24 protein-coding genes and 2 pseudogenes are annotated in these 26,421 nt (G+C 69.8%); 16 read left to right on the top strand and 10 right to left on the bottom strand.

Annotation, left to right across the window (positions count from 1 at the left end; translation table 11 throughout):
- Positions 1–184: 184 nt before the first annotated feature.
- From ACFVT5_RS31140 to ACFVT5_RS31125, 4 genes are all read left to right on the top strand, one after another.
- Positions 185–1,468, top strand: coding sequence for an extracellular solute-binding protein (locus ACFVT5_RS31140; protein ID WP_389894847.1), 1,284 nt, complete (start codon positions 185–187; stop codon positions 1,466–1,468).
- Between the two features lie 82 nt (positions 1,469–1,550).
- Complete coding sequence (locus ACFVT5_RS31135) at positions 1,551–2,540, top strand: carbohydrate ABC transporter permease (RefSeq protein WP_389894845.1); 990 nt, start codon at positions 1,551–1,553, stop codon at positions 2,538–2,540.
- Positions 2,537–3,367 carry a carbohydrate ABC transporter permease gene (locus tag ACFVT5_RS31130; protein ID WP_389894843.1) on the top strand — a complete coding sequence of 277 codons (831 nt, stop codon included), beginning with the start codon at positions 2,537–2,539 and terminating at the stop codon, positions 3,365–3,367. The genes ACFVT5_RS31135 and ACFVT5_RS31130 overlap by 4 nt, the downstream gene beginning before the upstream one ends.
- A 9-nt stretch (positions 3,368–3,376) precedes the next feature.
- Positions 3,377–4,867: a glycoside hydrolase family 3 protein gene (locus tag ACFVT5_RS31125; RefSeq protein WP_389894841.1), complete on the top strand. Its 1,491-nt coding sequence runs from the start codon at positions 3,377–3,379 to the stop codon at positions 4,865–4,867.
- 83 nt (positions 4,868–4,950) lie between these two features.
- On the opposite strand, the gene nagB is transcribed toward ACFVT5_RS31125, so the two are convergent.
- On the bottom strand, positions 4,951–5,736 hold the full coding sequence (gene nagB, locus ACFVT5_RS31120; RefSeq protein WP_389894839.1) for a glucosamine-6-phosphate deaminase: 786 nt from the start codon (positions 5,734–5,736) through the stop codon (positions 4,951–4,953).
- 268 nt (positions 5,737–6,004) lie between these two features.
- Here nagB and ACFVT5_RS31115 point away from each other — a divergent pair, with 268 nt between their 5' ends.
- Both ACFVT5_RS31115 and ACFVT5_RS31110 read left to right on the top strand, forming a co-directional pair.
- The gene (locus ACFVT5_RS31115; protein ID WP_389894837.1) at positions 6,005–7,075 is read left to right on the top strand and encodes an SIS domain-containing protein; all 1,071 of its coding nucleotides are present in this window, start codon (positions 6,005–6,007) and stop codon (positions 7,073–7,075) included.
- A gap of 302 nt (positions 7,076–7,377) precedes the next feature.
- Entirely contained in the window at positions 7,378–8,844 is a 1,467-nt protein-coding gene (locus tag ACFVT5_RS31110; protein ID WP_389895043.1) for a sensor histidine kinase, read from the top strand.
- A gap of 236 nt (positions 8,845–9,080) precedes the next feature.
- Here ACFVT5_RS31110 and ACFVT5_RS31105 read toward each other — a convergent pair whose 3' ends face one another.
- Together ACFVT5_RS31105 and ACFVT5_RS31100 are read right to left on the bottom strand one after the other, a co-directional pair.
- Positions 9,081–9,338 (bottom strand): WhiB family transcriptional regulator, encoded by a 258-nt coding sequence (locus ACFVT5_RS31105; protein WP_043443760.1) that lies wholly within the window; start codon positions 9,336–9,338, stop codon positions 9,081–9,083.
- A gap of 318 nt (positions 9,339–9,656) precedes the next feature.
- On the bottom strand, positions 9,657–10,625 hold the full coding sequence (locus ACFVT5_RS31100; protein WP_389894835.1) for a diacylglycerol/lipid kinase family protein: 969 nt from the start codon (positions 10,623–10,625) through the stop codon (positions 9,657–9,659).
- A gap of 1,168 nt (positions 10,626–11,793) precedes the next feature.
- Here ACFVT5_RS31100 and ACFVT5_RS31095 point away from each other — a divergent pair.
- Positions 11,794–12,249 (top strand): hypothetical protein, encoded by a 456-nt coding sequence (locus ACFVT5_RS31095; RefSeq protein WP_389894833.1) that lies wholly within the window; start codon positions 11,794–11,796, stop codon positions 12,247–12,249.
- A 10-nt stretch (positions 12,250–12,259) separates the two neighbouring features.
- Here the strand turns inward: ACFVT5_RS31095 and ACFVT5_RS31090 are convergent, their stop codons facing one another.
- The 3 genes from ACFVT5_RS31090 to ACFVT5_RS31080 all read right to left on the bottom strand — a co-directional run bounded on the left by ACFVT5_RS31090 (position 12,260) and on the right by ACFVT5_RS31080 (position 14,456).
- Positions 12,260–13,486: an RNA polymerase sigma factor SigF gene (locus tag ACFVT5_RS31090; RefSeq protein ID WP_389894831.1), complete on the bottom strand. Its 1,227-nt coding sequence runs from the start codon at positions 13,484–13,486 to the stop codon at positions 12,260–12,262.
- A 17-nt stretch (positions 13,487–13,503) separates the two neighbouring features.
- Positions 13,504–13,917: an anti-sigma regulatory factor gene (locus tag ACFVT5_RS31085; protein WP_389894829.1), complete on the bottom strand. Its 414-nt coding sequence runs from the start codon at positions 13,915–13,917 to the stop codon at positions 13,504–13,506.
- 278 nt (positions 13,918–14,195) lie between these two features.
- Entirely contained in the window at positions 14,196–14,456 is a 261-nt protein-coding gene (locus ACFVT5_RS31080; RefSeq protein ID WP_389894828.1) for a UBP-type zinc finger domain-containing protein, read from the bottom strand.
- A gap of 63 nt (positions 14,457–14,519) precedes the next feature.
- On the opposite strand from ACFVT5_RS31080, the gene ACFVT5_RS31075 reads away from it, so the two are divergent.
- The gene (locus ACFVT5_RS31075; protein WP_389894826.1) at positions 14,520–16,118 is read left to right on the top strand and encodes a Na+/H+ antiporter; all 1,599 of its coding nucleotides are present in this window, start codon (positions 14,520–14,522) and stop codon (positions 16,116–16,118) included.
- On the opposite strand, the gene ACFVT5_RS31070 is transcribed toward ACFVT5_RS31075, so the two are convergent.
- The 3 genes from ACFVT5_RS31070 to ACFVT5_RS31060 all read right to left on the bottom strand — a co-directional run bounded on the left by ACFVT5_RS31070 (position 16,097) and on the right by ACFVT5_RS31060 (position 18,291).
- Positions 16,097–17,110, bottom strand: a complete 1,014-nt coding sequence (locus ACFVT5_RS31070; RefSeq protein ID WP_389894825.1) for a 1-aminocyclopropane-1-carboxylate deaminase/D-cysteine desulfhydrase — start codon at positions 17,108–17,110, stop codon at positions 16,097–16,099. The two genes, ACFVT5_RS31075 and ACFVT5_RS31070, sit on opposite strands and share 22 nt — an antisense overlap.
- 38 nt (positions 17,111–17,148) lie before the next feature.
- Positions 17,149–17,739, bottom strand: coding sequence for an N-acetylmuramoyl-L-alanine amidase (locus ACFVT5_RS31065; protein ID WP_389894823.1), 591 nt, complete (start codon positions 17,737–17,739; stop codon positions 17,149–17,151).
- 318 nt (positions 17,740–18,057) lie between these two features.
- Positions 18,058–18,291, bottom strand: a complete 234-nt coding sequence (locus ACFVT5_RS31060; RefSeq protein ID WP_389894821.1) for a hypothetical protein — start codon at positions 18,289–18,291, stop codon at positions 18,058–18,060.
- A gap of 250 nt (positions 18,292–18,541) precedes the next feature.
- Here ACFVT5_RS31060 and ACFVT5_RS31055 point away from each other — a divergent pair, with 250 nt between their 5' ends.
- The 5 genes and pseudogenes from ACFVT5_RS31055 to ACFVT5_RS31035 all read left to right on the top strand — a co-directional run.
- Positions 18,542–19,948, top strand: coding sequence for a family 2B encapsulin nanocompartment shell protein (locus tag ACFVT5_RS31055; protein WP_389894820.1), 1,407 nt, complete (start codon positions 18,542–18,544; stop codon positions 19,946–19,948).
- An 86-nt stretch (positions 19,949–20,034) separates the two neighbouring features.
- Entirely contained in the window at positions 20,035–21,060 is a 1,026-nt protein-coding gene (locus ACFVT5_RS31050; protein ID WP_389895041.1) for a family 2 encapsulin nanocompartment cargo protein polyprenyl transferase, read from the top strand.
- A 197-nt stretch (positions 21,061–21,257) separates the two neighbouring features.
- The gene (locus ACFVT5_RS31045; RefSeq protein ID WP_389894818.1) at positions 21,258–21,872 is read left to right on the top strand and encodes a GNAT family N-acetyltransferase; all 615 of its coding nucleotides are present in this window, start codon (positions 21,258–21,260) and stop codon (positions 21,870–21,872) included.
- Between the two features lie 133 nt (positions 21,873–22,005).
- The gene (locus ACFVT5_RS31040; RefSeq protein WP_389894816.1) at positions 22,006–22,590 is read left to right on the top strand and encodes a dihydrofolate reductase family protein; all 585 of its coding nucleotides are present in this window, start codon (positions 22,006–22,008) and stop codon (positions 22,588–22,590) included.
- A gap of 176 nt (positions 22,591–22,766) precedes the next feature.
- Positions 22,767–23,082: pseudogene (locus ACFVT5_RS31035) on the top strand (DUF4343 domain-containing protein); the annotation flags it as partial.
- Between the two features lie 49 nt (positions 23,083–23,131).
- Here the strand turns inward: ACFVT5_RS31035 and ACFVT5_RS31030 are convergent.
- Positions 23,132–23,494, bottom strand: a complete 363-nt coding sequence (locus tag ACFVT5_RS31030) for a DUF4180 domain-containing protein (RefSeq protein WP_389894814.1) — start codon at positions 23,492–23,494, stop codon at positions 23,132–23,134.
- A gap of 178 nt (positions 23,495–23,672) precedes the next feature.
- On the opposite strand from ACFVT5_RS31030, the gene ACFVT5_RS31025 reads away from it, so the two are divergent.
- From ACFVT5_RS31025 to ACFVT5_RS31015, 3 genes and pseudogenes are all read left to right on the top strand, one after another.
- Positions 23,673–24,032 carry a hypothetical protein gene (locus ACFVT5_RS31025; protein WP_389894812.1) on the top strand — a complete coding sequence of 120 codons (360 nt, stop codon included), beginning with the start codon at positions 23,673–23,675 and terminating at the stop codon, positions 24,030–24,032.
- Positions 23,986–24,765 (top strand): annotated as a pseudogene (locus ACFVT5_RS31020) (caspase domain-containing protein); the annotation flags it as partial. The gene ACFVT5_RS31025 and the pseudogene ACFVT5_RS31020, both read left to right, overlap by 47 nt.
- A 333-nt stretch (positions 24,766–25,098) precedes the next feature.
- Complete coding sequence (locus tag ACFVT5_RS31015; protein WP_389895039.1) at positions 25,099–26,382, top strand: M16 family metallopeptidase; 1,284 nt, start codon at positions 25,099–25,101, stop codon at positions 26,380–26,382.
- Positions 26,383–26,421 lie beyond the last annotated feature (39 nt).

The following is a 26,421-nucleotide window of genomic DNA, read 5'->3' as shown; positions in this document are numbered from 1 at the left end:
TCAGGTGTCGGTCCGATAACGGACGTGACAGCCCTTCTTATACACCCTTGACACCCCTAAAGGTCTAGGCCAAGCTCCGGGTACTGGTCTACACCATTAAAGACCAGGTCCCAGTCCCACGGGCAGTTTCTCGTCGTAAGCGTCGCTGTGGGTGGGGGGATGCAGGCATCCTGAGGAGGGTGACGTGAAGCGCAAGCTCATTGCGGCCATCGGCGTCGCGGGAATGTTGTTCTCGATCGCGGCGTGCGGTGGGGACGACAGCGGTGACACCAAGGACAAGAAGGCCGGGGCGGACGGCTTCAAGGGCCAGACCCTGACCGTCTGGGCCATGGACGGTTCCACGCCGCCCAACTGGACCAAGGACCTCACCGCCGAGTTCGAGAAGAAGACCGGCGCGACGCTGAAGTTCGAGACCCAGAAGTGGGACGGCATCCAGCAGAAGATCACCACGGCGCTCTCCGAGTCGACCCCGCCGGACGTCATCGAGGTCGGCAACACGCAGACCCCCGCGTACGCCGCGACCGGCGGTCTCGCCGATCTGACCGACCTCAAGGCGGAGATCGGCACCGACTGGACCGAGGCGCTCAACAAGTCCTCGGTCTTCGACGGCAAGCAGTACGCCGCCCCGTGGTACTTCGCGAACCGCGTCGTCATCTACAACAAGAAGGTCTGGGCCGACGCCGGTCTGAAGGACACCCCGAAGACGCGTGACGAGTTCTACAAGGCGCTCGACACCATCGGCAAGAAGACCAAGAACGAGCCGATCTACCTGCCCGGCCAGAACTGGTACTTCTTCGACGGCATCACCATCGGCCAGGGCGCCGACCTCGTGAAGAAGGAAGGCGACAAGTACGTCTCCAACCTCGCCGACCCCAAGGTGGGCGCGGCCATGGAGATCTACAAGAAGTACCAGTCGTACTCCAAGGCCCCCAAGGACAAGGACGAGGCCACCCCGCAGCAGGCCGAGGTCTTCGCCAAGGACAATGTCGGTGCCTTCATCGGCATGGGCTGGGAGGCCGGCACGGCGATCGCCGCCAACAAGAAGATCGAGAAGGACATCGGCTACTTCACCATCCCGGGTGAGACCGCCGACAAGCCCGAGGGCGTGTTCCTCGGTGGCTCGAACTTCGCGGTCGCCGCGGGCAGCAAGAAGCAGGACCTGGCCAAGGAGTTCCTGAAGCTGGCGCTGTCCGACAAGTTCGAGGGCGCGCTCGCCAAGGAGAACGGCGTCATCCCGAACAAGGAGTCGCTCCAGTCCAACCTCGCGGGCAACGGCGCGGCCGAGGCCGCCGCTCCCGCCGCGGCCGGCGGTGGCACCACCCCGCTGATCCCCGAGTGGGCCGCGGTGGAGAACAACCCGAACCCGATCAAGAGCTACATGACCGCCGTGCTCAACGGTAAGTCGCCGGCCGACGCGGCCAAGGACGTCGAGGCCGAGATCAACAAGCGCCTCGCCCAGACAAGCTGATCACCACGCGCCGGGGGACGGTTCGCCGCCGTCCCCCGGCGCCGGTGCGTCCTACCGTACGGCCACGGAAGAGATGGCGAGCATGTCAGTGCAGACCGAACGCACGGACGCGGCGCGGGCGTCCGACGTCCAGAAGACCGGGGCGCCCCCGCCCCGCGATGTGGTGAGCCGGGGGAGAAGAGCGGGCGGTAAATCCGCCCCGTATCTGCTCCTGCTGCCCGCGCTGCTCGCCACCGCGGTGCTCCTGGGCTGGCCGCTGGTGAAGAACGGCATCCTGTCGTTCCAAAACCTCAACCCGCGGCAGTTGATCCTCCACCTCACCGAGTGGAACGGGATCGACAACTACAAGGAAGTCCTCGGCGGCAGCGACTTCTGGAAGGTCGTCGGCCGGTCGATCGTCTTCACCGGCGCCAACGTCGTCCTGATCATGGTGCTCGGCACCCTCATCGGACTGCTGCTCGCCCGGCTCGGCCGGCGCATGCGACTGTGGCTCCTGCTGGGGCTCGTACTCGCCTGGGCGATGCCCGTCATCGCGGCGACCACCGTCTACCAGTGGCTGTTCGCCCAGCGCTTCGGCGTCATCAACTGGGTCCTGGACAAGCTCGGCTGGCACTCGATGGCCGACCACAACTGGCTCGCCACCCAGTTCTCCACCTTCTCCGTGGTGACGCTCCTGATCGTCTGGCAGTCCATACCCTTCGTCGCGATCAACCTCTACGCGGCCAGCACGACCATCCCCAAGGAGCTGTACGAGGCCGCCTCACTGGACGGCGCGGGCGGCTGGAAAAGCTTCACCTCGGTGACCTTCCCGTTCCTGCGGCCCTTCCTGTGGGCGACGACCTTCCTTGAGGTCATCTGGGTCTTCAAGTCCTTCGCGCAGCTCTTCGCGCTGAACCAGGGCGGCCCCAACCGCCTGACCGAGACCCTGCCCGTCTACGCCTTCGTGGAAGGTGTCGGCAACCAGCACTTCGGCATGGGAGCGGCGATCTCGTTCCTCACCATCCTGATCCTGCTGGCCCTGACCGCCTACTACCTGCGCACCGTGATCAAGCAGGAGGAGGACGAGCTGTGAAGCGCTCCCTGTTCGCCAGGTTCTGGCCCAACGCGACGGCCGTCGGCCTCTTCGTCGTGTTCGTCTTCCCCGTCTACTGGATGTTCTCCACGGCCTTCAAGCCGACCGGCGACATCATCTCCGACGACCCGGTCTGGTTCCCGACCGACGCCACGCTCGCCCACTTCAAGAAGGCGATGAACGCCGACCACTTCTGGACCCTGGTCGGCAACTCCCTGACGGTGACCGTCCTGTCGGTGGCCTTCTCGCTGATCATCGCCCTGGTCGCGTCCTTCGCCCTGGCGCGGATGCGGTTCAAGGGGCGGCGCGGCTTCATCATCGTCTTCATGATCGCGCAGATGGCCCCCTGGGAGGTCATGGTCATCGCGATCTACATGCTGGTGCGCGACTCGGACATGCTCAACAGCCTGATCCCGCTCACCGCCTTCTACATGATCATGGTGCTGCCCTTCACGATCCTGACGCTGCGCGGCTATGTCGCCGCTGTGCCGAAGGAGCTGGAGGAGTCCGCGATGGTCGACGGCTGCACCCGACCGCAGGCGTTCGTCAAGGTGATCTTCCCGCTGCTCGCGCCAGGGCTGATGGCCACCTCGCTCTTCGGGTTCATCACCGCCTGGAACGAGTTCCCGCTCGTCCTGATCCTCAACAAGGACATCGGCGCGCAGACGCTGCCGCTGTGGCTGTCGAGTTTCCAGACGACCTTCGGCGACGACTGGGGTGCCACCATGGCGGCAGCGTCCATCTTCGCCGTACCGATCCTCATCGTCTTCGTCTTCCTGCAACGCCGGGCCGTCAGCGGCCTCACCGCAGGCGCCGTGAAGGGATAACGCCACCCGATGACGACACTGGCCCGCGGCATCGACACCCTCACCCGCGACGCGCTCACCGTCCTCCAGCCCGGATTCACCGGCACCAGCGCCCCCGACTGGGTGCTGCGCCGGCTCGGCGAAGGACTCGCGTCCGTCGGACTGTTCGGCCGCAACATCACCTCACCGGAGCAGGTCGCCGCGCTCACCGCCCAGCTCAGGGCCGAGCGGGACGACGTCCTGGTCGCCATCGACGAGGAGGGCGGCGACGTCACCCGGCTCGAAGTGCGCACCGGCTCCTCGTTCCCCGGCAACCACGCGCTCGGCGCCGTCGACGACACCGACCTGACCCGTGCCGTCGCCCGTGAACTCGGCCGCCGGCTCGCCGAGTGCGGAGTCAACCTCAACTGGGCTCCCTCCGCCGACGTCAACTCCAACCCCGACAACCCGGTCATCGGCGTACGCTCCTTCGGCGCCGACACCGACCTGGTCGCCCGGCACACCGCCGCCTATGTCGAAGGGCTCCAGGCCGCGGGCGTCGCCGCCTGCACCAAGCACTTCCCCGGACACGGCGACACGGCGGTCGACTCGCACCACGCGGTGCCCCGGATCGACGCGGACACCGAGACGCTGTTCGCCCGGGAACTCGCCCCGTTCAGCGCGGCGATCACCGCCGGTACGCGGGCCGTGATGAGCGCCCACATCCTCGTACCGGCGCTCGACCCGGAGCGGCCCGCGACGCTGTCCCGGCGCATCCTCACCGAACTCCTGCGCGACACACTCGGCTTCACCGGGCTCATCGTCACGGACGGCATGGAGATGCAGGCGATCTCCGGGACCTACGGCATCGAACGGGGCAGCGTCCTCGCCATCGCCGCGGGAGCCGACGCGATCTGTGTGGGCGGCGGACTCGCCGACGACGACACGGTGCTGAAGCTCCGCGACGCCCTCGTCTCGGCGGTACGGGCCGGGGAACTGCCCGAGGAACGGCTCGCCGACGCGGCGGCCCGGGTCCGGTCCCTGGCGGCCTGGACCGCGACGTCGTCGCGGGGGGCCGTGCCCGTCGCGGCCGACACCGGCATCGGTCTGGTCGCGGCGCGGCGCGCGCTTCGTGTGACGCGCGTGGACCCGGCGGTCGCACCGCTGACCGCCGCCCCGTTCGTCGCGGCCTTCACCCCCGTCGCGAACATCGCCGTCGGCGACGAGACCCCCTGGGGCGTCGCCGCCGAACTGCGCCGCCTGCTCCCCGGCACCGAGACCGCGAGCTTCGCCGGTACGGAGGCGGGCGAGGAGGCCCTGAAGGCGGCCGGTGACCGACGGATCGTCGCGGTCGTCCGCGACGTCCACCGCCATCCCTGGATGGCGGACGCCCTGACCACCCTCCTGACGACCCGCCCCGACACCCTGGTAGTCGAAATGGGAGTACCCCAATCGACCCCCCAGGGAGCCTTGCACGTAGCGACACATGGAGCGGCCCGCGTGTGCGGCACAGCGGCAGCGGAGGTCCTGACCAGGGCCTGACCCTTTTATGGTCCGAACTGATGAAAGGGCGCCGGGGACCCCGCAGGGGGAGGCCCGGCGCCCAGCCGCATGAGAGGGGCGACCTAAATCCCCTGCCAGGCAGGCTTGTTGGCGAAGGTGTACCGGAAGTAGTCGCCCAGCTTCAGCTTGGAAGCGGCCCCTTCGTCCACGACGACCGTGGCATGCGGATGCAGCTGGAGCGCGGAAGCGGGACACACCGAGGCGACAGGCCCCTCCACACTCGCCGCCACCGCGTCGGCCTTCCCCTCACCCGAGGCGAGGAGAACGAGATGCCGGGCATCAAGGATCGTCCCGATGCCCTGGGTGATCACATGGTGCGGCACCTGGGTGATGTCGCCGTCGAAGAACCGCGCGTTGTCCACCCGGGTCTGCTCGGTCAGCGTCTTGATCCGGGTCCGCGACGCGAGCGAGGAACACGGCTCGTTGAACCCGATGTGCCCGTCGGTCCCGATCCCGAGGATCTGAAGGTCCACACCCCCGGCACCGGCGAGCGCGGCATCGTACGCCTGGCAGGCCGCCACGATGTCGGACGCGGCACCGTCCGGCCCCATGAACGCCGCTTCGTCGATCCCGAGAGGCGCGAGCACCTCACGCCGGAGCACGGACCGGTACGACTCCGGATGCTCGGCGGGCAGCCCCACGTACTCGTCGAGCTGCGCTATCCGCACCCGCGACACATCCACCGCACCCGCCCTGACCTTGGCCGTCAGCGCCTCGTAGACCGGCAGCGGGGTCGATCCGGTGGCGACACCGAGCACCGCGTCGGGCTTGCGACGCACCAGTTCGGCCAGGGCCTGGGCGACGAGTTCGCCGCCTGCCTTGGCATCCGGGACGATCACAACTTCCACGCTGGGCCTGCCGATCTGGAGACGGGACGGGAGGGAGGGGCACGTAGGACGTACGTACCATGTGTGGTATAGACCAATCTAGCAGAGCGGTCAGTCCCTGGGGCAGGACCCCCGATACCCACGCACCCGGACCCCGGGCGGGCGCGCGGCGGCCGGGGAGGGTGGAATGGACCCAGCGAAGGCGCCCGTACGCGAAGGCACTCCCTACGCGAAGAGCACTCCGTACGCGAAGGCGCCCCGGACACGACGGCGACCCAGGAGGACCCGCATGACCGCCACGACCCCCGACCCGCAGAGCGAGCGGCCGGGCCGGATCATGTCCGCCGAGATGGCCGAGCAGCCCGCGGTGCTGCGCCGCATCCTGGACACCGGCGGCCCCCGGATCCGCGAGGTCGCCGAGCAGGTCGCCGCGCGGAAGCCCCGTTTCGTCCTGCTGACCGCGCGCGGCACGTCCGACAACGCCGCGCTGTACGCCAAGTACCTTCTGGAGATCCGGCTCGGCCTGCCCTGCGGGCTGACGTCGATGTCCACGACGACGGCGTACGGCGCCCGCCCCGACCTCCGGGACGTCCTGGTGATCACGGTCAGTCAGTCCGGCGGCTCACCCGACCTGGTGGCGTCGACCCGGGCGGCCCGCGAGGCCGGCGCGATCACGCTGGCGGTCACCAACAACCCGGACTCGCCGCTCGCGGCCGTCTCCGAGTACCACATCGACATCATGGCGGGCCGGGAGAAGGCGCTGCCGGCCACGAAGACGTACACGGCGTCGCTGCTCGCCCTCTATCTCTTCGTCGAGGGCCTGGCGGGCGGCGACGGCGGCGCGGCGATGGCGCTGCCCGAACTGGCGGCCCGGCTCCTGGAGCGCCAGGACGAGATCAGGACGCTCGCCGCCCGCTACCGCTTCGCCGGGCGCATGGTCATCACCTCGCGCGGCTACGGCTATCCGACCGCGAAGGAGGCCGCGTTGAAGCTGATGGAGACCAGCTACATCCCGGCCCTGTCCTACTCGGGTGCCGACCTGCTGCACGGCCCGCTCGCCATGGTCGACAACATCTCGCCGGTGATCGCCGTGGTCACGGCGGGCAAGGGCGGCGAAGCCCTCCAGCCGGTGCTCGACCGGCTGCGCGGGCGGGGCGCCGACCTCGTCGTGATCGGCCCCCGGGCCCAGGTCGACCAGGCGTCGGCGGGCTTCGTGCTGCCGACGGACGACGTCGCCGAGGAGGTCCAGCCGATCCTGGAGATCATCCCGCTCCAGCTCCTGGCGTACGAGGTCACCATCGCCCGTGGCCAGGACCCGGACGCCCCTCGCGCCCTGGCCAAGGTGACGGAGACCCACTGACCGGCGTCCGGACCGCGGTGGCAAGAAGTTTGGCCAACGCATGGACACGGAGAATGGTCTAGTCCACAATGTCAAGCGTTGGGCTTCCCCGGGACACTCCCGGGGGCAAGGCTCCGTCCTCCCCGCACAGGAGGACGGTCCGAGGAACCGGCGCTCTCTGCCCTGACCGCACCGGCTCCTCTCCCTCGGCCGACCGGGACCGCACACCCCGAGGCCGATGCAACTCCGGGCTGCGGTGCCGGGAGGGTTGAGGGTCCCTCCCAGGCGCCGCGGCCCGCGGGTACGCTCGCGGCGTGCCCTCCATGAACGATCTCGTACGCCAGCACACCGCTCTCTCGGACACCGACCTGGAGTGGCTCCATCTGCTGGTGTCGGAGTGGCAGCTGCTCTCCGACCTCTCCTTCGCCGACCTGGTCCTCTGGGTGCCCACCCGGGACGGCACCCGCTATGTGTCCGTCGCCCAGATGCGGCCGAACACCGGACCCACCTCGTACCAGGACGACATGGTCGGGCATCTCGTGCCGCGTGGCCGGCGCCCCATGCTGGACGTCGCGCACGACGAGGGCCGGATCGTGCGCGAGGGCGACCCGGAGTGGCGCGAGGAGGTGCCGGTACGGGTCGAGTCCATCCCGGTGCGCCGCGACGGCCGGGTCCTCGGCGTCATCGCGCGCAACACCAATCTGTTGACGGTCCGTACGCCGTCCCGGCTCGAACTCACGTACTTGCAGAGCGCGTCCGACCTCGCGCAGATGATCGCGGCCGGGTCGTTCCCGTTCCCGGACCAGCAGGTCGACATGGACGCCTCGCCCCGGGTGGGGGACGGGCTGATCCGGCTCGACGCGGACGGGGTCGTCCAGTACGCGTCGCCGAACGCCCTGTCGGCGTACCACCGGCTCGGTCTCGCGGCCGATCTGGTCGGGCACCACCTGGGGGTGACGACGGCCGAACTGGCGCCGTCCCGCGGTCCTGTGGACGAGGCGCTGTCGAAGGTGGCCAGTGGCTGGGCGCCGCGTGAGTTCGAGATCGAGGGCAATGACGGGGTGATCCAGCTCCGGGCGATTCCGCTGAAGCCGAAGGGGACCCGGATCGGTTCGCTGGTGCTGCTGCGGGACGTGACGGAACTGCGGCGCCGCGAGCGGGAGTTGATCACCAAGGACGCGACGATCCGGGAGATCCACCACCGGGTCAAGAACAACCTCCAGACGGTGGCGGCGCTGCTGCGGCTCCAGGCCCGCCGGATCGAGTCGGAACGGGGCCGGGAGGCGCTGGAGGAGGCGGTACGGCGCGTCGGCTCCATCGCCATCGTGCATGAGACGTTGTCTCAGACTCTGGACGAGCGGGTGGAGTTCGACGAGATCGCCGACCGGGTCCTCGCGATGGTGGCGGAGATCTCACCGGGCAAGGTCACGGGCCGGCGCATCGGACGCTTCGGCATCCTGGACGCCGAGGTCGCGACCCCGCTGTCGATGGTCCTCACGGAAATCCTCCAGAACGCCCTGGAACACGGCTTCGGACCCGGTGACACCGGGACCGTGGAAGTCTCCGCCGTGCGGGGCGGCACGAGTCAGGAGATCCGGCTGCTCGTCACCGTCCAGGACGACGGCGTCGGTCTGCCCGAGGGCTTCGACCCGCACCGCTCGGGGAATCTGGGTCTCCAGATCGTCCGGACGCTGGTGGAGGGCGAGTTGGGCGGCACCTTCGACATGGTCAGGGCGCCGGAGCGCGGGACACAGGTCGTGCTGGACATTCCGGTCCGCGCCGAGAAGTAGGAGTAGACCGAGAGGTACGGGGTCGCTTTACTCCGGTCGTATCGACTCGCCGTTCCGTCGACTCGGCCTCCCGGGTGGGGAGTTGAGCGTACGGCGAAGAGCCCCGGACCTGGTGGTCCGGGGCTCTTCGTTCACTCCGCTGAGCACTTCGGGGGTACTGCGCGCTGCGGCTCGGGGGCGGGAAGATGCGTACTCGCTGTACGCGCCGCCGGGCTAAGGCTGGTGGGGCGGAGGCGTCAGGCGGTGGCCTGGCGCGCCCGGTTGCGGGCGGCGCGACGCTTCATCGCGCGGCGCTCGTCCTCGCTGAGGCCACCCCAGACGCCGGAGTCCTGACCGGACTCAAGCGCCCACTGCAAGCACTGCTCGACAACCGGGCAGCGGCGGCAGACGGCCTTGGCTTCCTCGATCTGCAGCAGCGCAGGACCAGTGTTGCCGATGGGGAAGAAGAGCTCCGGGTCTTCCTCGCGGCAAACGGCGTTGTGACGCCAGTCCATGGCTGCTACCTCTCTCGGGTATTACATCGGGATTGCTTGTGAATGTGAACGCTTTCACGAATCCCTCAACAAGTGAAGGGCCTACACCCAGATCTCTGGGGTGGTCCTGTGGATTGAGGAGGGGTTCGGGCTCTCCGTGGGGGCCGATGTCGCGGGCCGTCCCGAGCGCCACTTAGAGATTCGCAAACCTCGGCTGCGGATACAACCCCTTCTGGAAAGTTTTTTTTGATTCCTCGGTGTCGACTAGGTCACAGCCGTACTTCCATGGGGTGGACCCTTGCCTAAACGTTCGAGTGAAAGGACTTTTGCCCCTTCCGCTCACACAATCACACGCAGTGCACGGCGTACGCCTGTGAACGTCACGCTCTTGCGCAGTCCGAGGTGGTCGCCGTCCATCTGAAGGGGGAGCGGGACCTTCGAATGCAAGGTGAACTCACTCAGGTCGTGCAGGGAGAGGGCATGCTTCCCCTGGGGTCCCCGCTCGGGGGACGAAGTGAGCAATTGTGTGGCATACCGGGCGACTGCGGGGGTCGAGAGCTTCTTCAGCCCGAGGACGTCGAGCCCGGTATCGAACGAAGCGCGGGGTGAGGCGTAGAGCGGTCGATTCCCCAGGAAGGACCAAGGCGAGGTATTGCAGATTATGGACAGGACCAGATCCTCCACGGGGTCCTCACCCGTTCGCTCCAACGTGATGGTGCCGTGCCGGCGGTTCGGTTCGTCGAGGAACTGCCGCATCACCTGACGTACATACAGAGCGTGTGTCGAACGTTTGCCCCGTTCCCGCTGTTGCTCCACCCGGCCGACGACGCCCGCGTCGAATCCGAGTCCCGCGCAGAACGTGAACCAGCGCGAGGGCACCGATTCGTCGTCGGTGCCCGGGGTGCCGGCCGCGAATCCGAGGCCGACCGTGCGTTCGCGGCCCTCGCGCAGCGCGTCAAGGAGGGCGCCGGTCGCCTCCACGGCGTCGTTCGGCAGCCCGAGCGCCCGTGCGAAGACATTCGTCGAGCCGCCGGGGACCACCGCGAGCCGGGGGCGGCGCTCCGGGTCGGGGCCCTGGTGCAGCAGACCGTTCACGACCTCGTTGACCGTGCCGTCGCCGCCGAGCGCGACGACCAGCTCGACATCGTCACTCTCCGCCGCCTGCCAGCCGAGGTCCCGGGCGTGCCCGCGGTACTCGGTCGTGACCACTTCGAGTTTCATCTCGCTGGCCAGCGCGTGGATCAGGACGTCACGCGTACGCGCACTTGTGGTGGTTGCAGCGGGATTGACCACGAGGAGAGCACGCATGCGAAGCAGAGTACCTACCGGGGGGTACCGAGCCCAGTCCCGGGTAAGGCCGCGGGCCCCGAGACCGGTTCCTTCCGAGGCCGCGCCTCGGACACCGGGTTCGCCCTCGCGGATTCCACCGGACCCTCACCGACCGGGCGGGCTCCCGCCGCGGCGGGAAAGAAGCTGCCCGCTGGGCGGTGCGGTTTCCCGGGACGGGAAGCGTCCGTCGGGGAGTGGGGGGTTCCCCTGGTGGGGGGCGCCAGAACCTCGCCGTGCGAGCGGGCCGTCGTCGTGGCGGGACAGAAGCTGTCGGCCGGGGGTGCGGGCTTCCGGGGAAGGGCCCCGTCGGGGGTGCAGGTTTCCGGGGAGGGGAAGTGCCCGCCGGGGGGTGGGGGTTTCCCTGGCGGGGGGCGTGGTTCTATCCGAGGCTGCGCCTCGGGCACCGGGCTGGTTGTCGGCGTTCCGTCAGAACGTCGCCGTGCGGGCGGGTCGCCGTCGCGGCGGGAAAGAAGCTGCCCGCTGGGGGCGTGCGGGTCGCCGGTGAGGAGGGTGCGGGGTTCCCGGGAAGGAAGTTCCCTGCCGGGGGCGTGGGTTCCTCTGGCGGGGGGTCTTTTCCGAGGCTGCGGCTCGGGTACGGGGCTCGGCGGCATCGATTCCGTCGGACTCTCGCCGTGCGGGCGGGCCGGCGGGAAAGAAACTGCCCGCTGGGGGTGCGGGTTTCCCGGAAGGGAAGCGCCCGCCGGGGAGTGGGGGTTTCCCTCCTGGAGGGGGGCGTGGTTGCTTCCGAGGATGTGGCTTGGGCGTCGGGCTGGTCGTCGGCGTTCCGCCGGAGCGTAGCCGTGCGTGCGTGCGGGCCGCCGCTGCGGCGGGGAAACGGGGTGCGTGCGGGTTGCCGGTATGGAGACTCCCCGCCGGGGGGCGTTTCCCGGTAAGGAGGCTTTCTGCCTGGAGCGTGGGTTCCCCTGGCGGGGGGTGGTTCTCTCCGAGGCTGCGGCTCGGGCACGGGACTCGGCGGCATAGATTCCGTCGGACTCTCGCCGTGCGGGCGGGCCGGCGGGAAAGAAGCTCCCCCGCCGGGGTGCGGGTTGTCCGGGTTGGAAGTTCCTCGCCGGGCGTGGCGGTTGTGGGTCGGAAGCTCCCGGGGGGAAGCGTGGGGGCGGGCGGACCCACGGGCTACCCTGCTGGGGTGACTTCCGATCGGACCCCCGCCTCTGCTCAGACCGCGCCTGACGCGCCCGAAGGTCCGCGGCCCGGTCGGCTGACGGTCGCCGCCTCGCTCGCCGCCCTGGAGGGTCTGGCGCTCGCCGCGGCCGGTGTCTACCTGCTCGTCATGGGTCTCGCGGGCAAGCCGGACAACGCCCAGCAGGCGGAGACCGGCGGGGTCACGCTCATCGTCCTGGCGCTCCTTCCGCTGCTCGCCGCGCGCGGACTGCTCAAGCGGCGGAGCTGGAGCCGGGGCCCGGCGATCATCACTCAGATCATGGCGCTGCCGGTGGCCTGGACGCTGCTTCAGGCGGACAGCATGCTCATTCCCGGCGGGATCGCCCTGGCGGTGGTCGCCGTGACAGCCCTTGTCCTGCTGGTCAATCCGACGACGACCGAGGCACTGGGCATCCGCGGACCGGGCAGCGACCCGAAGTAGGCTCTGGTCCTCATTCCTCCACGAGTAGCTTCTCGCGCAGTTGGGCCAGGGTGCGGGCCAGCAGCCGGGAGACATGCATCTGCGAGATGCCGACCTCCTGCGCGATCTGCGACTGCGTCATGTTCCCGAAGAACCGCAGCAGCAGGATCCTCTTCTCCCGGGGCGGCAGGTCCTCCAGGAGCGGCTTCAGGGACTCGCGGTACTCGACGCCTTCCAGCGCCTCGTCCTCCGCGCCGAGGGTGTCCGCGACGGCCGGTGACTCGTCGTCCGTGTCGGGGACGTCCAGGGACAGCGTGGAGTAGGCGTTCGCCGACTCCAGGCCCTCCAGGACCTCTTCCTCGGAGATCGCCAGCTTCCCGGCGAGTTCGTGGACCGTGGGGGAGCGGCCGTGCTGCTGGGACAGTTCGGCGGTCGCCGTGGTCAGCGCGAGCCGCAGTTCCTGGAGCCGCCGGGGCACCCGGACCGCCCAGCCCTTGTCCCGGAAGTGCCGCTTGATCTCCCCGACGACGGTCGGCGTCGCGTACGTGGAGAACTCGACACCGCGCTCCGGGTCGAAACGGTCCACGGACTTGATCAGACCGATGGTGGCGACCTGCGTCAGATCGTCCAGGGGCTCACCGCGGTTACGGAAACGGCGGGCCAGGTGCTCCACGAGCGGGAGGTGCATCCGGACGAGCTGGTTGCGCAGCTCCGCGTACTCCGTGCTGCCGTCGGGCAGTTTGCGCAGCTCGATGAACATCGCCCGCGCGGCCGTCCGGTCCGGCGCCCCGCCCCGCGCCCGCTCGGGCACCACGAGGTCCTCGGGTACGTCGGCCACCTCGGGTACGTCCACCCGCTCCGGCTGCTGGGGCTCGTCGCCGTGCCCGGACGCGTCGGCCTGTCCCGGCACCGCACCGCCCGCCGCACCGCCCATCGCACCGCCCGTCGGTGCGTCCGGCGTGCTCTGGCCGCCCTGCGCGCCCACTTCCCGCTCACCGGATCGTTCGTGCTCAGTCATGTATCCCGCCCTCCCCCAGCCACCGCTGGGAGGTGCCCCCGGCCCGTCGCCCCGGCCGGACGCCGTCTCGCGTCCGTGCCCGGGGTTCCTCGGCTCACTCGGCTCTGCCTGCTCCGACGCTTCGGCCGTACCGGCCGCATCCCCGCAGGTGTCCTCGGGGTGCGGCCTGGCCTGCTGTTCGGGGATGCCGTGCGGCGTGCGTCCTGAACCGCTCCGGTTGCCGCGCTCTTCGTCCCGCACCGGCCCTTCCCCGTTCCTCACGCCGGCCCGGGTCCCGCGCCGCGCTGTTTGTAGAGGCTGATCGAGACGGTCTTGTCCTCGGCGACGGTGGAGTCGACCTTGCCCGCGAGGGCCGACAGGACGGTCCAGGCGAAGGTGTCCCGCTCGGGTGCGCGGCCGTCGGTGGTCGGGGCCGCGACCGTGACTTCGAGCGAGTCGTCGACGAGCCGGAAGACGCAGCTGAGCACCGAGCCCGGCACGGCTTGCTGGAGCAGGATCGCGCATGCCTCGTCCACCGCGATGCGGAGGTCCTCGATCTCGTCGAGGGTGAAGTCCAAACGCGCCGCGAGTCCGGCCGTGGCCGTCCGCAGCACCGACAGGTAGGCACCCGCAGCGGGCAGCCGGACTTCCACGAAGTCCTGGGTCCCGGGCTCGCCTGCGATCTGGGACACCCTCACCTCCAAGGTGGTACACACTCTTTCGGGGCCCCGAGGGTCGTCCCCCGGGTGACGCGCAACATGGTTCAGCGGTGACGCTATCGCGCTGACGACAGACCTGTCCCGGGGACCCCGTCCCTCGCTGTCACTCATCGTATGCCTATGAGTACGGACAGTGGCTAGGGGTCTGCGGGCCTCGAAGGGAAGTCCGCGCGCCGGGATGACGTACCCAGGCACTGTACGGCCGAACCGTCCTGATCGCGGCGGCCTCCCGGCACCGGGCGGTGGCCCGCTCAGACCAGCACCGTGTCCGCGAAGCACCAGCGCCAGCTCTCGCCGGGCTCGAACGTCCGCATGATCGGATGTCCGGAGTCCTTGAAATGCCCCGTCGCGTGCCGCAGCGGCGAGGAGTCGCAGCAGCCGATGTGCCCGCATTGAAGGCACTTGCGCAGCTGTACGGGATGGGTGCCCGCGGCCACGCATTCGAGGCAGGTCTCGCTCAGCGCGGTGGGCTCTGGTTCCGGAAGCACAAAGACGTGCGAGCACTCCTTCATGATGGCCAGGTTACGTCCGCTCGCGACCCTCCGTAGGTCGACGGAACGAGGAGGGCCTGTCCCATGGACGCGCTGTCACTGGTGGCACTGATCGCGGCGAGCGCCGCCGTGGCCGGCGCCGCCCGCAGGACCCCCGTACCCGCCCCGCTGCTCCTGGTCGCGGTCGGCCTGATCGCGTCCTACGTGCCCGGGGTCCCGCAGTACACGCTCGACCCGCACATCGTGCTGCCGCTGATCCTGCCGCCGCTGCTCCAGACCGCGGCCATGGAGAGTTCCTATCTCGACCTGCGCGCGAACATCCGCCCGGTGGCGCTGCTGTCCGTCGGATACGTGCTCTTCGCGACCCTCGCCGTCGGCTGGCTCGCGTATCTGATCATCCCGGGTCTGCCGCTGACCGCCGCGCTCGTGCTCGGCGCGGTGATCGCGCCGCCGGACGCCGTGGCCGCGACCGCCATCGCACGCCGTTCGGGTCTGCCGTCGCGGATCACCACCATCCTTCAGGGTGAGTCCCTGGTGAACGACGCGACCGCGATCACCGCGTACAAGGTCGCCCTGGCCGCAGCGATCGGCGAGGGCGCGAGCTGGGCGGGCGGTATCCGGGAGTTCCTGGTGGCGGCGCTCGGCGGGGTCGGTATGGGGCTGCTCCTGATGGTGCCGATCCACTGGCTGCGCACCCACCTCAAGGAGGCGCTGCTCCAGAACACGCTGTCGCTGCTCGTGCCCTTCGCCGCGTACGCCGCCGCCGAGCAGGTCGGGGCGTCCGGCGTGCTCGCCGTGGTCGTCGTCGCGCTCTACCTCGGTCACCGGTCCTGGCAGGTCGACTTCGAGACCAGACTCCAGGAGGCGGCCGTCTGGAAAATGGTGTCGTTCATCCTGGAGTCGTCGGTGTTCGCCCTGATCGGCCTGCAACTGCCGGTCGTCCTCAAGGGACTCGGCGCCTACGGGGGAACGGACGTCATCTGGTACGCCATTGCCCTCTTCGTCGTCGTGGTGGCGGTCCGCTTCGTGTGGTCGTACCCGGCGACGTATCTGCCGCTGTGGATGTCCAGACGGATCCGGGAACGCGAGGGGATCGTGGACTGGCGGCGGCCCCTCATCATCAGCTGGGCGGGCATGCGGGGCGTGGTGTCGCTGGCCGTCGCCTTCTCGATCCCGCTCACCTTGCACAACGGATCGGACTTCCCGGCCCGCAATCTGGTGCTCTTCCTGACCTTCACGACCGTCATCGGGACCCTCGTCGTGCAGGGTCTGTCGCTGCCCGGTCTGATCCGGCTCCTGAAACTGCCGGGGCGTGACGCGCAGGCCGAGACCCTCGCCGAGGCGCAGGCCCAGGCCGCCGCGTCCCGGGCCGCCGACCAACGCCTCGACGAACTCCTCCAGGACGAGCGCAACGCCCTGCCCGAACCGCTCGTGGACCGGCTCAGGACGGTCCTGGAACGGCGCCGCAACGCCGTCTGGGAGCGGCTCGGCCAGTCCAACCCGGTGACCGGCGAGTCCGCCGACGACACATACCGCAGGCTCACCCGGGAGATGATCGCGTCCGAGCGTGAGGTGTTCGTCCGGCTGCGGGACGCGCGGGTCATCGACGACGAGCTGATGCGGACGCTGCTGCGCCGGCTCGATCTGGAGGAGGCGGCGGCCTATCGCGAGGAGTCGACCTGACCGGCACCCGTCCGGTCCGTGCCCGAGGGGAAGGGGCGGCCGGTGATGACGGCGGCGACGCGGGTGCCGGGGGCGAAGGCGCCCTCCTCGGTGAGGGTGAGGAGTGCCTTCAGCATTTTGGCGACATAGAGACGTTCCACGGGGAGTCCATGGCGCTCCTCGAAGTCCTCGGCGAACGCGTCCAGGGCAGGGTCGGTACGGGCGTAGCCACCGCCGTGGAACCGGTCGTCCAGCCACCAGTCGCCGCGCGGGCCGCCGAACGCCGCCCGTTGCATGGCCCGTATCTCCTCGCCGAGGAAACCGCCCCCGACCACCGGGACACCGAGGGCGCGCTGCCCGGGGCCAAGGCCCGCTGCGAGTCCGGCCAGGGTGCCGCCGGTGCCGCAGGCGACCGCGACCACATCGACCGGACCGGCGGCCCCGACGGCACCGGCGGCGTCGCGCAGTTCGGTGCCGAGTGCCGTGCAGCCGCGTACCGCGAGGGTGTTGCTGCCGCCCTCCGGGACGGCGTACGCGTCCTCGGCACCGGCCCGGCGCAGCAGCCCGGCCAGCACTTTGGGTTCACCCTTGCGGCGGTACATCGATCTGTCGATGAAACAGAGCCGCATCCCGTCGGCCACGCACCGCGCGAGTGACGGGTTGAGCGGGCGTCCGGCCAGTTCATCGCCCCGGACGACACCGATCGTGGGCACGCCGAGCAACCGCCCGGCGGCGGCCGTGGCCCGCAGATGATTCGAGTAGGCCCCGCCGAAGGTCACCACCGCGCGGCCCCGGGCGGCGGCGAGACTGGGAACGAGCTTGCGCCACTTGTTCCCGCCGATGTCCGGGTGGATGAGGTCGTCCCGCTTGAGCACGAGCCGGACCCCGTGCGCGGTCCACCGGGGATCGTCGACGGGGTGCAGGGGCGAGGGCAGCCGGGGGTGCAGCGCCTCGTGGAGGGGCGCGGCGGCATCGGTGGGCGGGACGGCATCGGCGGGCGGGGTGGTGCTCATCGCCCCATTGAAACCCCGGTGCGACCAGGGCCGCACCCCTACCCCAGACGGTCCCGGATCCGTCCCCGCATGGAGTTCATCGTGAACCCCTTGGGGTCGATCTTTCCCGGCTGCCATTCCAGGTGGCCGATCACGGAGCGTTCCGTCCAGCCGTGCCGCCGGCAGATCGCGGCTGCCGCGCGCTCGATGGCTTCGAGCTGGGCGGCCGGCCAGGGGTCCTTGCCGTCGCCGAGGTTCTCGCATTCGAAGCCGTAGAAGCGGGCGTTGCCGTCGGTGTTGGCCTCGTTGTCCTTGGGGAGCGCGGTCTCGGCGATGACGGCGCGCAGGACGTCGTCGTCGCCGAGTCCCGCGTGGTTGGCCCGGCCGTACCCGACGAGGTGGACCTTGCCGTTCTTGGTGATGACGCCGTGGCACAGGGGGCCCGGCAGCGACGCGTACCCCTTGCGGCAGATGTCGACGGTGTGGGCGCTGCCCGATGTCACGGTGTGATGGATCATCACGCCGTGCACCGGGCCCCACTTGCCCTTGTGATTGCGGTTGTGGTGCCGCCAGTCGCCCACCTGGGCGACGGTCAGCCCCTCGTCCTTCAACGCGTCCAGGAAACTGCTCGCGGACAAGGGAGTGGCCATGACCGTCTCCTTCGCGGAGCGCGACGGCCGCCGGACGCGGACCGCCTCCTATCGCGCTTGTACCGCAACGGCCGCGCCCGTCACACGTATTCAGTACGTGTTCGGGCGGGCGTGCGAGCCGATCCGGTCAGATCCGGTCAGTGAGGGGTCCGGCCCGGCGGTGCGTCGGCGGCGCGGTCCGGCGATGCGTCAGCCGTGTGGCCCGGCACGTGGCCTGGCGGTGCGTCAGGCGCGTTGCCCGGCATGTGGCCTGATGGTGCGTCCGGCGTCCGGCCTGGCGGTGCGTCCGCCGGGCCGGACGCTGGGCCGGTCGGTGGTTCAGCCGCGCAGGAAGCTGTCGCCGTGCGTCGCGATGTGGCTCTCCAGGGCCTGGAGCGCCTGCGCCGTGGCGTCCGGCGAACCGCTGCCCCGCCGCTCCGCGTAGTAGGCGGCGCCCAGCTTCTTCAGCAGATCGCCACCCGCGCGCTGTGCCTGGACGTCATCGATCTTCTGCTTGCCCTGCGTGAGCCCGCGCTGGGCCTGCTCTTTCGCGCGGTCCAGAAAACCTGCCATGGGAAACGACTCCTGTCGGTCGTGCGAGTTCGGATTCGCGAGTGCGAGTACGGCGGATGCGCGTACCCGGTGAACGGTCGGACAGATCATGGAGTTCCCCCGGACGAAAGGCGTACGCCGCGCCGAGAGAAAACGTCACTGTGCCCCGTCCGGGGGCTTCCATTCCCGCTCGTTTGTGTAATGGCAGCGGCACGGTCCGTGCTGAAAGGCTTCTGCCCGCAGGTCAGTGCAGCATCGGGAGGGCGAATTCATGTCGGTAGGCGAAGAGATCCGCACAGAGCAGTCGACGCCTCAGCAGAGTCTTGGCACATCGGCCGCGCGGAATCTGGCCACCACCACCAAGTCGGCACCGCAGATGCAGGAGATCAGCTCGCGCTGGCTGCTGCGGATGTTGCCGTGGGTGAATGTTCAGGGCGGCACGTACCGAGTGAACCGGAGGCTGAGCTACTCCGTAGGTGACGGCCGGGTGACGTTTGTGAAAACCGGCGACGAGGTGCGGGTCATCCCCGCGGAGCTGGGCGAACTGCCCGTGCTGCGCGACTTCGGGGACCAGGAGGTGCTGGGCCGGCTCGCTGAGCGCTGCGTCCAGCGGGAGTATGCGGCGGGGGATGTGATCACCTCGTTCGGCAGTCCGTCGGACGCGGTGTTCCTGCTGGCGCACGGCAGGGTCGAGAAGGTCGGCACCGGGCCGTACGGCGATGACGCGGTCCTGGGCGTCCTCGCCGACGGGGCGTATTTCGGGGAGCAGGCGCTCATCGACCCGGACGCGATCTGGGAGTACACCGCGCGCGCGGCGACGGCGTGCACCGTGCTCGCGCTGCCCCGGCAGGAGCTGGAACAGGTGGCGGAGCGCAGCGAATCGCTCCGTGACCACCTCCAGCAGTTGCTGTCGGTGCCGGAGCAGCGCGCGAACAAGTACGGCGAGAAGCAGATCGACCTCTCGGCGGGCCATGTCGGCGAGGCGGTCCTGCCGGGCACCTTCGTGGACTACGACGCGGCGCCGCGTGAGTACGAACTGAGCGTCGCCCAGACGGTCCTGCGCATCCACACGCGCGTGGCCGACCTCTACAACCAGCCGATGAACCAGACCGAGCACCAGTTGCGGCTCACGGTCGAGGCACTGAAGGAGCGCCAGGAGCACGAACTGATCAACAACCGCGAGTTCGGCCTGCTCAACAACTGTGAGTACGAGCAGCGGATCCAGCCGCACGACGGTGCGCCGAGCCCCGACGACCTGGACGAACTCCTCAGTCGGCGGCGGGGATCCAAACTCTTCCTGGCCCATCCGAAGGCGATCGCCGCGTTCGGCCGCGAGTGCAACAAGCGGGGTCTGGTCCCCGAGAGCATCGAGGTCGCGGGCAGCCGCATCCCGACCTGGCGCGGGGTGCCGATCTTCCCGAGCAACAAGATCCCGATCTCCGACGCCCGTACGACCTCGATCATCTGCATGCGTACGGGGCAGGACGAGCAGGGCGTCATCGGCCTCCAGCAGTCGGGCATCCCGGACGAGATCGAGCCGAGCCTGTCCGTCCGCTTCATGGGCATCAGCGAGCAGGCGATCATCTCGTACCTGGTGACGGCGTACTACTCGGCCGCGGTCCTGGTGCCCGACGCGCTGGGAGTCCTGGAGAACGTAGAGATCGGCCGCTGGCGGTGACGTACACCGACACCGGGCCGGATGTCGTACCGCCAAGGACACCGTCCGAGGGAGGTGCGGGTGTCGGCGCCGGCGCCGGCGCGGGAGTGGACGTCGGCAATGGCGAGGCCATGGCGATCCTGGAGCGGGCCAGGACCGGCGTCGATCCGGAGCTACGGCGGGCGATCGAGGGCCTGCCGGGCTCGACGCGCCGTATCGCGCGCTACCACTTCGGCTGGGAGCACGCTGACGGCAGCCCGGCCGCGGGCAACGCGGGCAAGGCGATCCGGCCCGCGCTCGTCCTCACCGCGGTCCGCGCGCTCGGCGGACAGCCCGCGACGGCCGTACGGGCCGCCGCCGCCGTGGAGTTGACCCACAACTTCACCCTGCTGCACGACGACGTGATGGACCGCGACGCCACCCGCAGGCACCGCCCCACCGCGTGGACCGTGTTCGGCGACGCCGACGCGATCCTCGCCGGGGACGCGCTCCAGGCACTGGCGCACCGGCTGCTTGCCGAGGACCCGCACCCCGCGGCCTCGACGGCGGCGGCCCGGCTCGCCGCCTGCGTGATCGAACTGTGCGCGGGACAGCAGGCCGACACCGCCATGGAGCGTCGCAGTCCGCATGAGGTGACGCTCGACGACAGCCTCGCCATGGCCGAGGCGAAGACAGGGGCGCTGATCGGCTGCGCCTGTGCCCTGGGAGCGCTGTACGCGGGCTCGGGAGAGGAGGAGGTGGAAGCGCTGGACGCGTTCGGCCGGGAGGCGGGGCTCGCGTTCCAGCTCATCGACGACGTGATCGGCATCTGGGGGGACCCGCGCCGCACCGGCAAGCCCGCGGGGGCCGATCTCCTGGCCCGTAAGAAATCCCTGCCCGTGGTCGCCGCGCTGGCCTCGGGCACCCCGGCGGCGGCCGAACTCGCCGAGTTGTACGAGGCACCGCCCGACGAGGCCGATCTCGAACGGACCGTGCAGGCCGTGGAGGCGGCCGGCGGCCGGGACTGGGCGCAGCTCCACGCGGCGGACCGGATGGCACGCGCGGTGCACCAGTTGTCCCGCGCGGTCCCCGATCCGGAGGCGGCGGGCGGACTCCTCGCCTTGGCGGAATTCGTGACGCGCCGCACGGCATAGCCGCGGGTTCCGAAGTACGGGCGCCAGGTCCGGAGTGGGGGGAGTGCGGGCTCCGGACCGGGGGCGTCGGGGGGCGAGTGGGCGGGACGGCAACCAGCCGTTCCGCCCACTCGGCGTGCGATCACCGTCCCCTGGCTAGGCTGCGACGCCGCGGGGCTGCGGCACAGGGCCGGGCCCGGGGACCAAGAGGTGGACGGATGGACGGCAGGGACCTGACGATCCGGACGGCGGGGGAGAGGGACCGGGAGGCCGTGACCAGACTTCTGGACGTGGCGTTCCAGAACGACCCGGTGAGCAGTTGGGTGTTCCCGGACCCGGAGCACCGGCGCACGACACACAAGTTCCTGATGGGGGCGTTCCTCGACATCGTGCTGAGTGAGGGGCGGGTCGACCTCACGGAGGACGGTGACGCGGTGGCGCTGTGGCTGTCGATACCGGACACCGAGGGGGGTGCGGACGGTGCGGAGGACGACGGTCCGGCGCAGTTTCGGGCGGCGGTCGACCCGGACAACGAACGCGTGGAAATCGTGGCCCGGTTGACCGGCGAGATCCACCCGGAGGGCGCCGCGCACGAGTATCTGCTGCTCATCGCGGTGCATCCGGACCGGCAGGGCGAGGGCCTGGGGACCGCGCTGATGCGGCCGGTGTTCGACCGGTGCGACCGGGACGGCGTTGCCGCGTATCTGGAGGCGAGCAGTGAGCGCAGTCGCGAGCTGTACGAGAAGCTCGGCTTCCGCTTCATGGGCCGGACCGTGGACCTGCCGGACGGACCCCCGATGTGGCCGATGTGGCGGGCCCCGCGGTCGGGCTGAGCGGGAGGGCTGAGCGGGCGGGCCGGTTCGGGGCGCCGACTTAATTCCCTTGTAACCACTGCACTCGTACCACTATAACTGAAGTGGTAAGCGTCCGAACGGGGGCGGTGTCGGGCCGGTGAAGGGAACTGTTTTGCGCAAGTTGACCTATTTCGTGGCCGTGTCGATCGACGGGTTCATCGGGGGTCCCGACGGTGACGCGGGGATGTTCATGCCGTATGTGGACGAGGAGTTCCTCGGGTTCCTCAAGGGGGAGTACCCGGAGACGATCTCCGCCGAAGGGCGCCGGATCCTCGGCCTCCAGGACCTGAAGAACCGCCACTTCGACACCGTCGTCCAGGGCCGCGCCAGCTATGACCTGGCCCTGGCCACCGACATCACCAGCCCGTACGGACATCTGCGCGAGTATGTCGCCTCGCGCACCCTGGAGAAGTCGCCCGACCCGAATGTCGAGATCATCTCCGACGACCTGGTCGGCAGGGTCCGTGAACTCAAGGCGAAGGACAGCGAGTTCGGCATCTGGCTGTGCGGAGGCTCGAAGATCGCCGGCGAACTGGTCGACGAGATCGACGAACTCGTCCTCAAGACGTACCCGGTGATCCTCGGTTCGGGCATGCCGATGTTCGGCTCACCGCTCGCGGTCGACGCGTTCACGCTGGACTCGGTGCGGACGTTCGCCAACGGGGTGCTGGTACGGACGTACAGCCGGACGGCGTGAGGGAGTCGGGGCCGCGCCGGTATCGTCGGCGCCTGTGACCGCACCGACCGGACCGACCGGAGGGACCGTACGAGGGTTCCTGGCCGTGGCGCCCCAGTACACCCCGACCCGGGACCTGCTGGCGGCGGCGGCGCGGCGGCGGGGATTTACGGAGGCGCGGGCATTTACGGGGGCGAGGGAGCCGGCCTCCCCCTGACCTGCCTTCCGCTCTCCCGGTACAGGTCAGCGAAGTGGTCACCTGGGCGGCCGAGTTCCGGCTGTTCGTCGTAGACGGCGAGGTCCGCACCGGACCACGGCGCCGCCGACACGTGGGGGGTGGTGGAGGCCAACATGGCGTGGTTCAGCGCCTGTTACGCCGCCGACCCGGACCGGGCCCTGGACACGGTGCTGCGCGCCGCCGGTCCCCGCGAGGACGTACCCGAGCGGGATCTGCCGTTCGTGCGGGGCCGTCGAGGGGCGGAGCGGTGTCGAGGGGCAGAGCGGCGCTCGTGACGAAGCGGACGCGCCTTCGTGACGAAGCGGACGCCCCCCGCGTGGCCCGTCAGCCCTTGAGTCGCTCCGCCAGTTCCTCGTCGTCCGTGACGAACCACGTCTGCTGCCCCCGGTTGCACTCGCGGACGAAGTCCCGTAGCGCCGAACTGTCCGCCGTATGAGCGGAGATGTCGCCGAGAACCACGAGCCCCATGCGGTAGTTGACGAACTTCTGGACGATGTCGCCGGCGACACGCGTACGCAGCTCGAAGAACGCCTGATCGAACCGCTCGACGGGAACGACGACCCACCGGGCCCCCTGATACCCGGCGTCACCGATCAGATCCAGCGCATCCCTCTCACTGCCGATCGGCTCACCGTCGGCAGGGCACATCAGAACCGGCACGTCATGGACCGTCACCAAGCTACTCATGGGACCGAGGCTAACCGCGCCTCCGAACAGGCTCGAAACCGGCCCGTGACACGCCTCAACTCACCTACGAAACCGACCACTTACTCCTGTACGCTGATCGACTTCAATGCGATACCCGATGCGGTCGGCGCCGGTACGGACGCGGAACGCGGGACGCGGGATGGATGGCGGGGGCGTCATGAGCACCGAGGAAGCCGGCGGTGGTACCGGGGAAGAGCGCGGTGTCGAGCTGGCGGTTCACCCGCACACCGAGCTGGGCTCGCTGCGGAAATGGCTGACACTCGCCTCGATTCCGGAAGCGGAGATCCGCCAGATCCCCGGTACGCCCGGTCCCGGGGAGCAGGGTGCGTTCGATGTGCTGAGCGTGCTGGCCGCCAGTACCGGACTGGTCGCCGCGATCAAGATCCTGCCGCAGTATCTGCGGGCGAGGCGCAGCGATGTCTCCGTCACCGTGGAGGTGCGCGGAAAGAAGCTGACGGTCGACGCCCGCAATGTCGAGGAGGTCATGCCGATCCTGGAGCGGCTCCTCGATGACTGACCGACCGCTGACCGACCGGCCGCTGTACGACTACGAGCGGTCCCGAGCCGTGCTGATCGGTACCTCGGTCTACGACCATCTCCCCACGGTCCGTGCCGCGGAGCACAGCCTGAACCGTATGTACCGGCTGCTCACCGGTCCGCGGTGCGGCTGGCCGTCCCGACAGGTGACCGTGGTGCCCAATGAGCCGGGCCCCGGCGACCTGCCCGACCGGCTGCTCGACCTGTTCGAGAACATCACCGATGTGGCGCTGTTCTACTACGTCGGGCACGGTCAGCTCGATGACGAGGACCAGCTCTGTCTGGGCCTGGTCGGCTCCCGCCGCGAGGCGCACCGCCGGGCCACCACCAGCCTGCCGTTCTCGGCCGTACGCCGGGCCCTGGTGCACTGCGCCGCCGCCACCAAGGTGGTCATGCTGGACTGCTGCTTCTCCGGTCTCGCCACCCACCGCGAACACACCCTCGCCGGGTCGGCGGCGGACGTACTCGAACGGGCATCGCGGACCGGCGCCTACACCATGACCGCCAGCAGCGCCGACAACACCGCCTGGTTCGAGTCCACCGGCCAACTGGCCGAACCTCAGACCTATTTCACCAAGTACCTCGCCGATCTGGTCGAGGCCGGGATCCCCGGTCAGCCGGCCGGGCTGAAGCTGCATCCGCTGTTCACCCGGCTGCACGACAACCTGGTGCGCGACGGCCGGCCCATCCCTCAGGAACGCAGCGTCGACGCGGCCCGGGACTTCGTGTTCGCCCGCAACGCCGCCCCACCGGAGACGATCGTCGACCCCGAGGAGGAGCTGGCCCGATTACGGCGGCGGGTCGCCGAGATCGAGGCCAGGGAACTCACCCTCCAGGCGGAGGCCGAGGAGCGCAACCGCGAGGTGCGACTGCTGCGGGAACAGGCCCGGCTTGCCAGGAGCGGACCGGACGCCGAGCAACTCCGTACCGCCGAACATGAGTTGGAGGGCGCCACCGCGGCGCAGGACGCCGTCCACGCCGCGCGGGAGCAGGCCGCCGCGGAACTCCGCAAGGACGTCGCCGAGCGGTCCCCCGTCTCCACCGTCCTGGGCATCGACGTCACCGAGCACCGGCTCCCCAACGGCCTGCGGGTGGTGCTCTCCGAGGACCACAACACCCCGGTCGCCGCCGTGAACATCTGGTACGACGCCGGCTCCCAGCACGACCCCGAGGGACGCACCGGCCTGGCGCACCTCTTCTGCATGCTGATGTTCCAGGGCTCCCGCCAGGTCAAGGGGAACGGCCACTACCAACTGGTGCAGGAGGCCGGGGGCTCACTCAACGGCTCCACCAGCTTCGAGCGCGCCAACTACTTCCAGACCGTGCCCGCCCACCAGGTGGAGCGGGTGCTCTGGTTGGAGGCCGACCGTATGGGCTCGCTGCTCGACAGCATGGACGAGCAGTCGATGGAATGGGCGCGCGACCTCGTCAGGAACGAACGCCGACAGCGCTACGACAACGTGCCCTACGGCAACGCGTTCGAGCGACTGGTCGCCCTGTCCTACCCGGAGGGCAGCCCGTACCACCACTCGCCCATCGGCTCGAACGCCGACCGGGACGCGGTCACGCTGCACGAGGCGCGCGCGTTCTTCCGTAGCTACTACACGCCCGACAACGCCGTGCTCTCCGTGGTCGGGGACATCGACCCCGAACAGACCCTCGCCTGGGTGGAGAAGTACTTCGGCTCCATCCCGGCGAGCGGCCACCGGCCCGTACCGCGCTCCGGCGAGCTGACGGTCCACGCGATGACCGGCGAGCGGCGCGAGCACCTGGTCGACGACGTACCGGCCTCCGCCCTGATGGCCGCCTACCGGTTGCCGCACGACGGCACCCGCGCGGCCGACGCCGCGGACCTCGCGCTCACCGTCCTCGGCGGCGGCGAATCCAGCCGCCTCTACAACCGGCTGGTGCGCCGCGACCGTCTCGCCGTCGCAGCCGGCTTCGGTCTGCTACGGCTCGTCGGCGCGCCCTCGCTCGGCTGGCTGGACATCAAGGCCGCCGGCCACCCGGGCATCGAGACCCTGGACGCCATCGAGGCCGCCGTCGACGAGGAGCTGACCCGCTTCGCCATCGACGGCCCCACCCCCTCGGAACTGGAGCGGGCCCAGGCACAACTGGAACGCGAATGGCTGGACCGCCTGGGAACCGTCGCCGGCCGCGCCGACGAACTCTGCCGCTACGCCGTCCTCTTCGACGACGCCCAACTCGCCAAGGGCACCGTGGCCAACCTCCTCGACATCACCCCCGAGGAAATCCGCAACATCGCCAACCGCTTCCTCGACCACGACAACAGGGCCCTCCTGACCTACGAGCCGTCGACGGACCGCTGACACAGGACCGCTGACAGAGGACCGCTGACGGAGGACCAC

This window comes from Streptomyces sp. NPDC058001, from assembly GCF_042886315.1.
GTDB lineage: Bacteria > Actinomycetota > Actinomycetes > Streptomycetales > Streptomycetaceae > Streptomyces.
The sequence above is the reverse complement of the archived record's forward strand: the minus strand, read 5'-3'. Positions and strand labels throughout refer to the sequence as shown.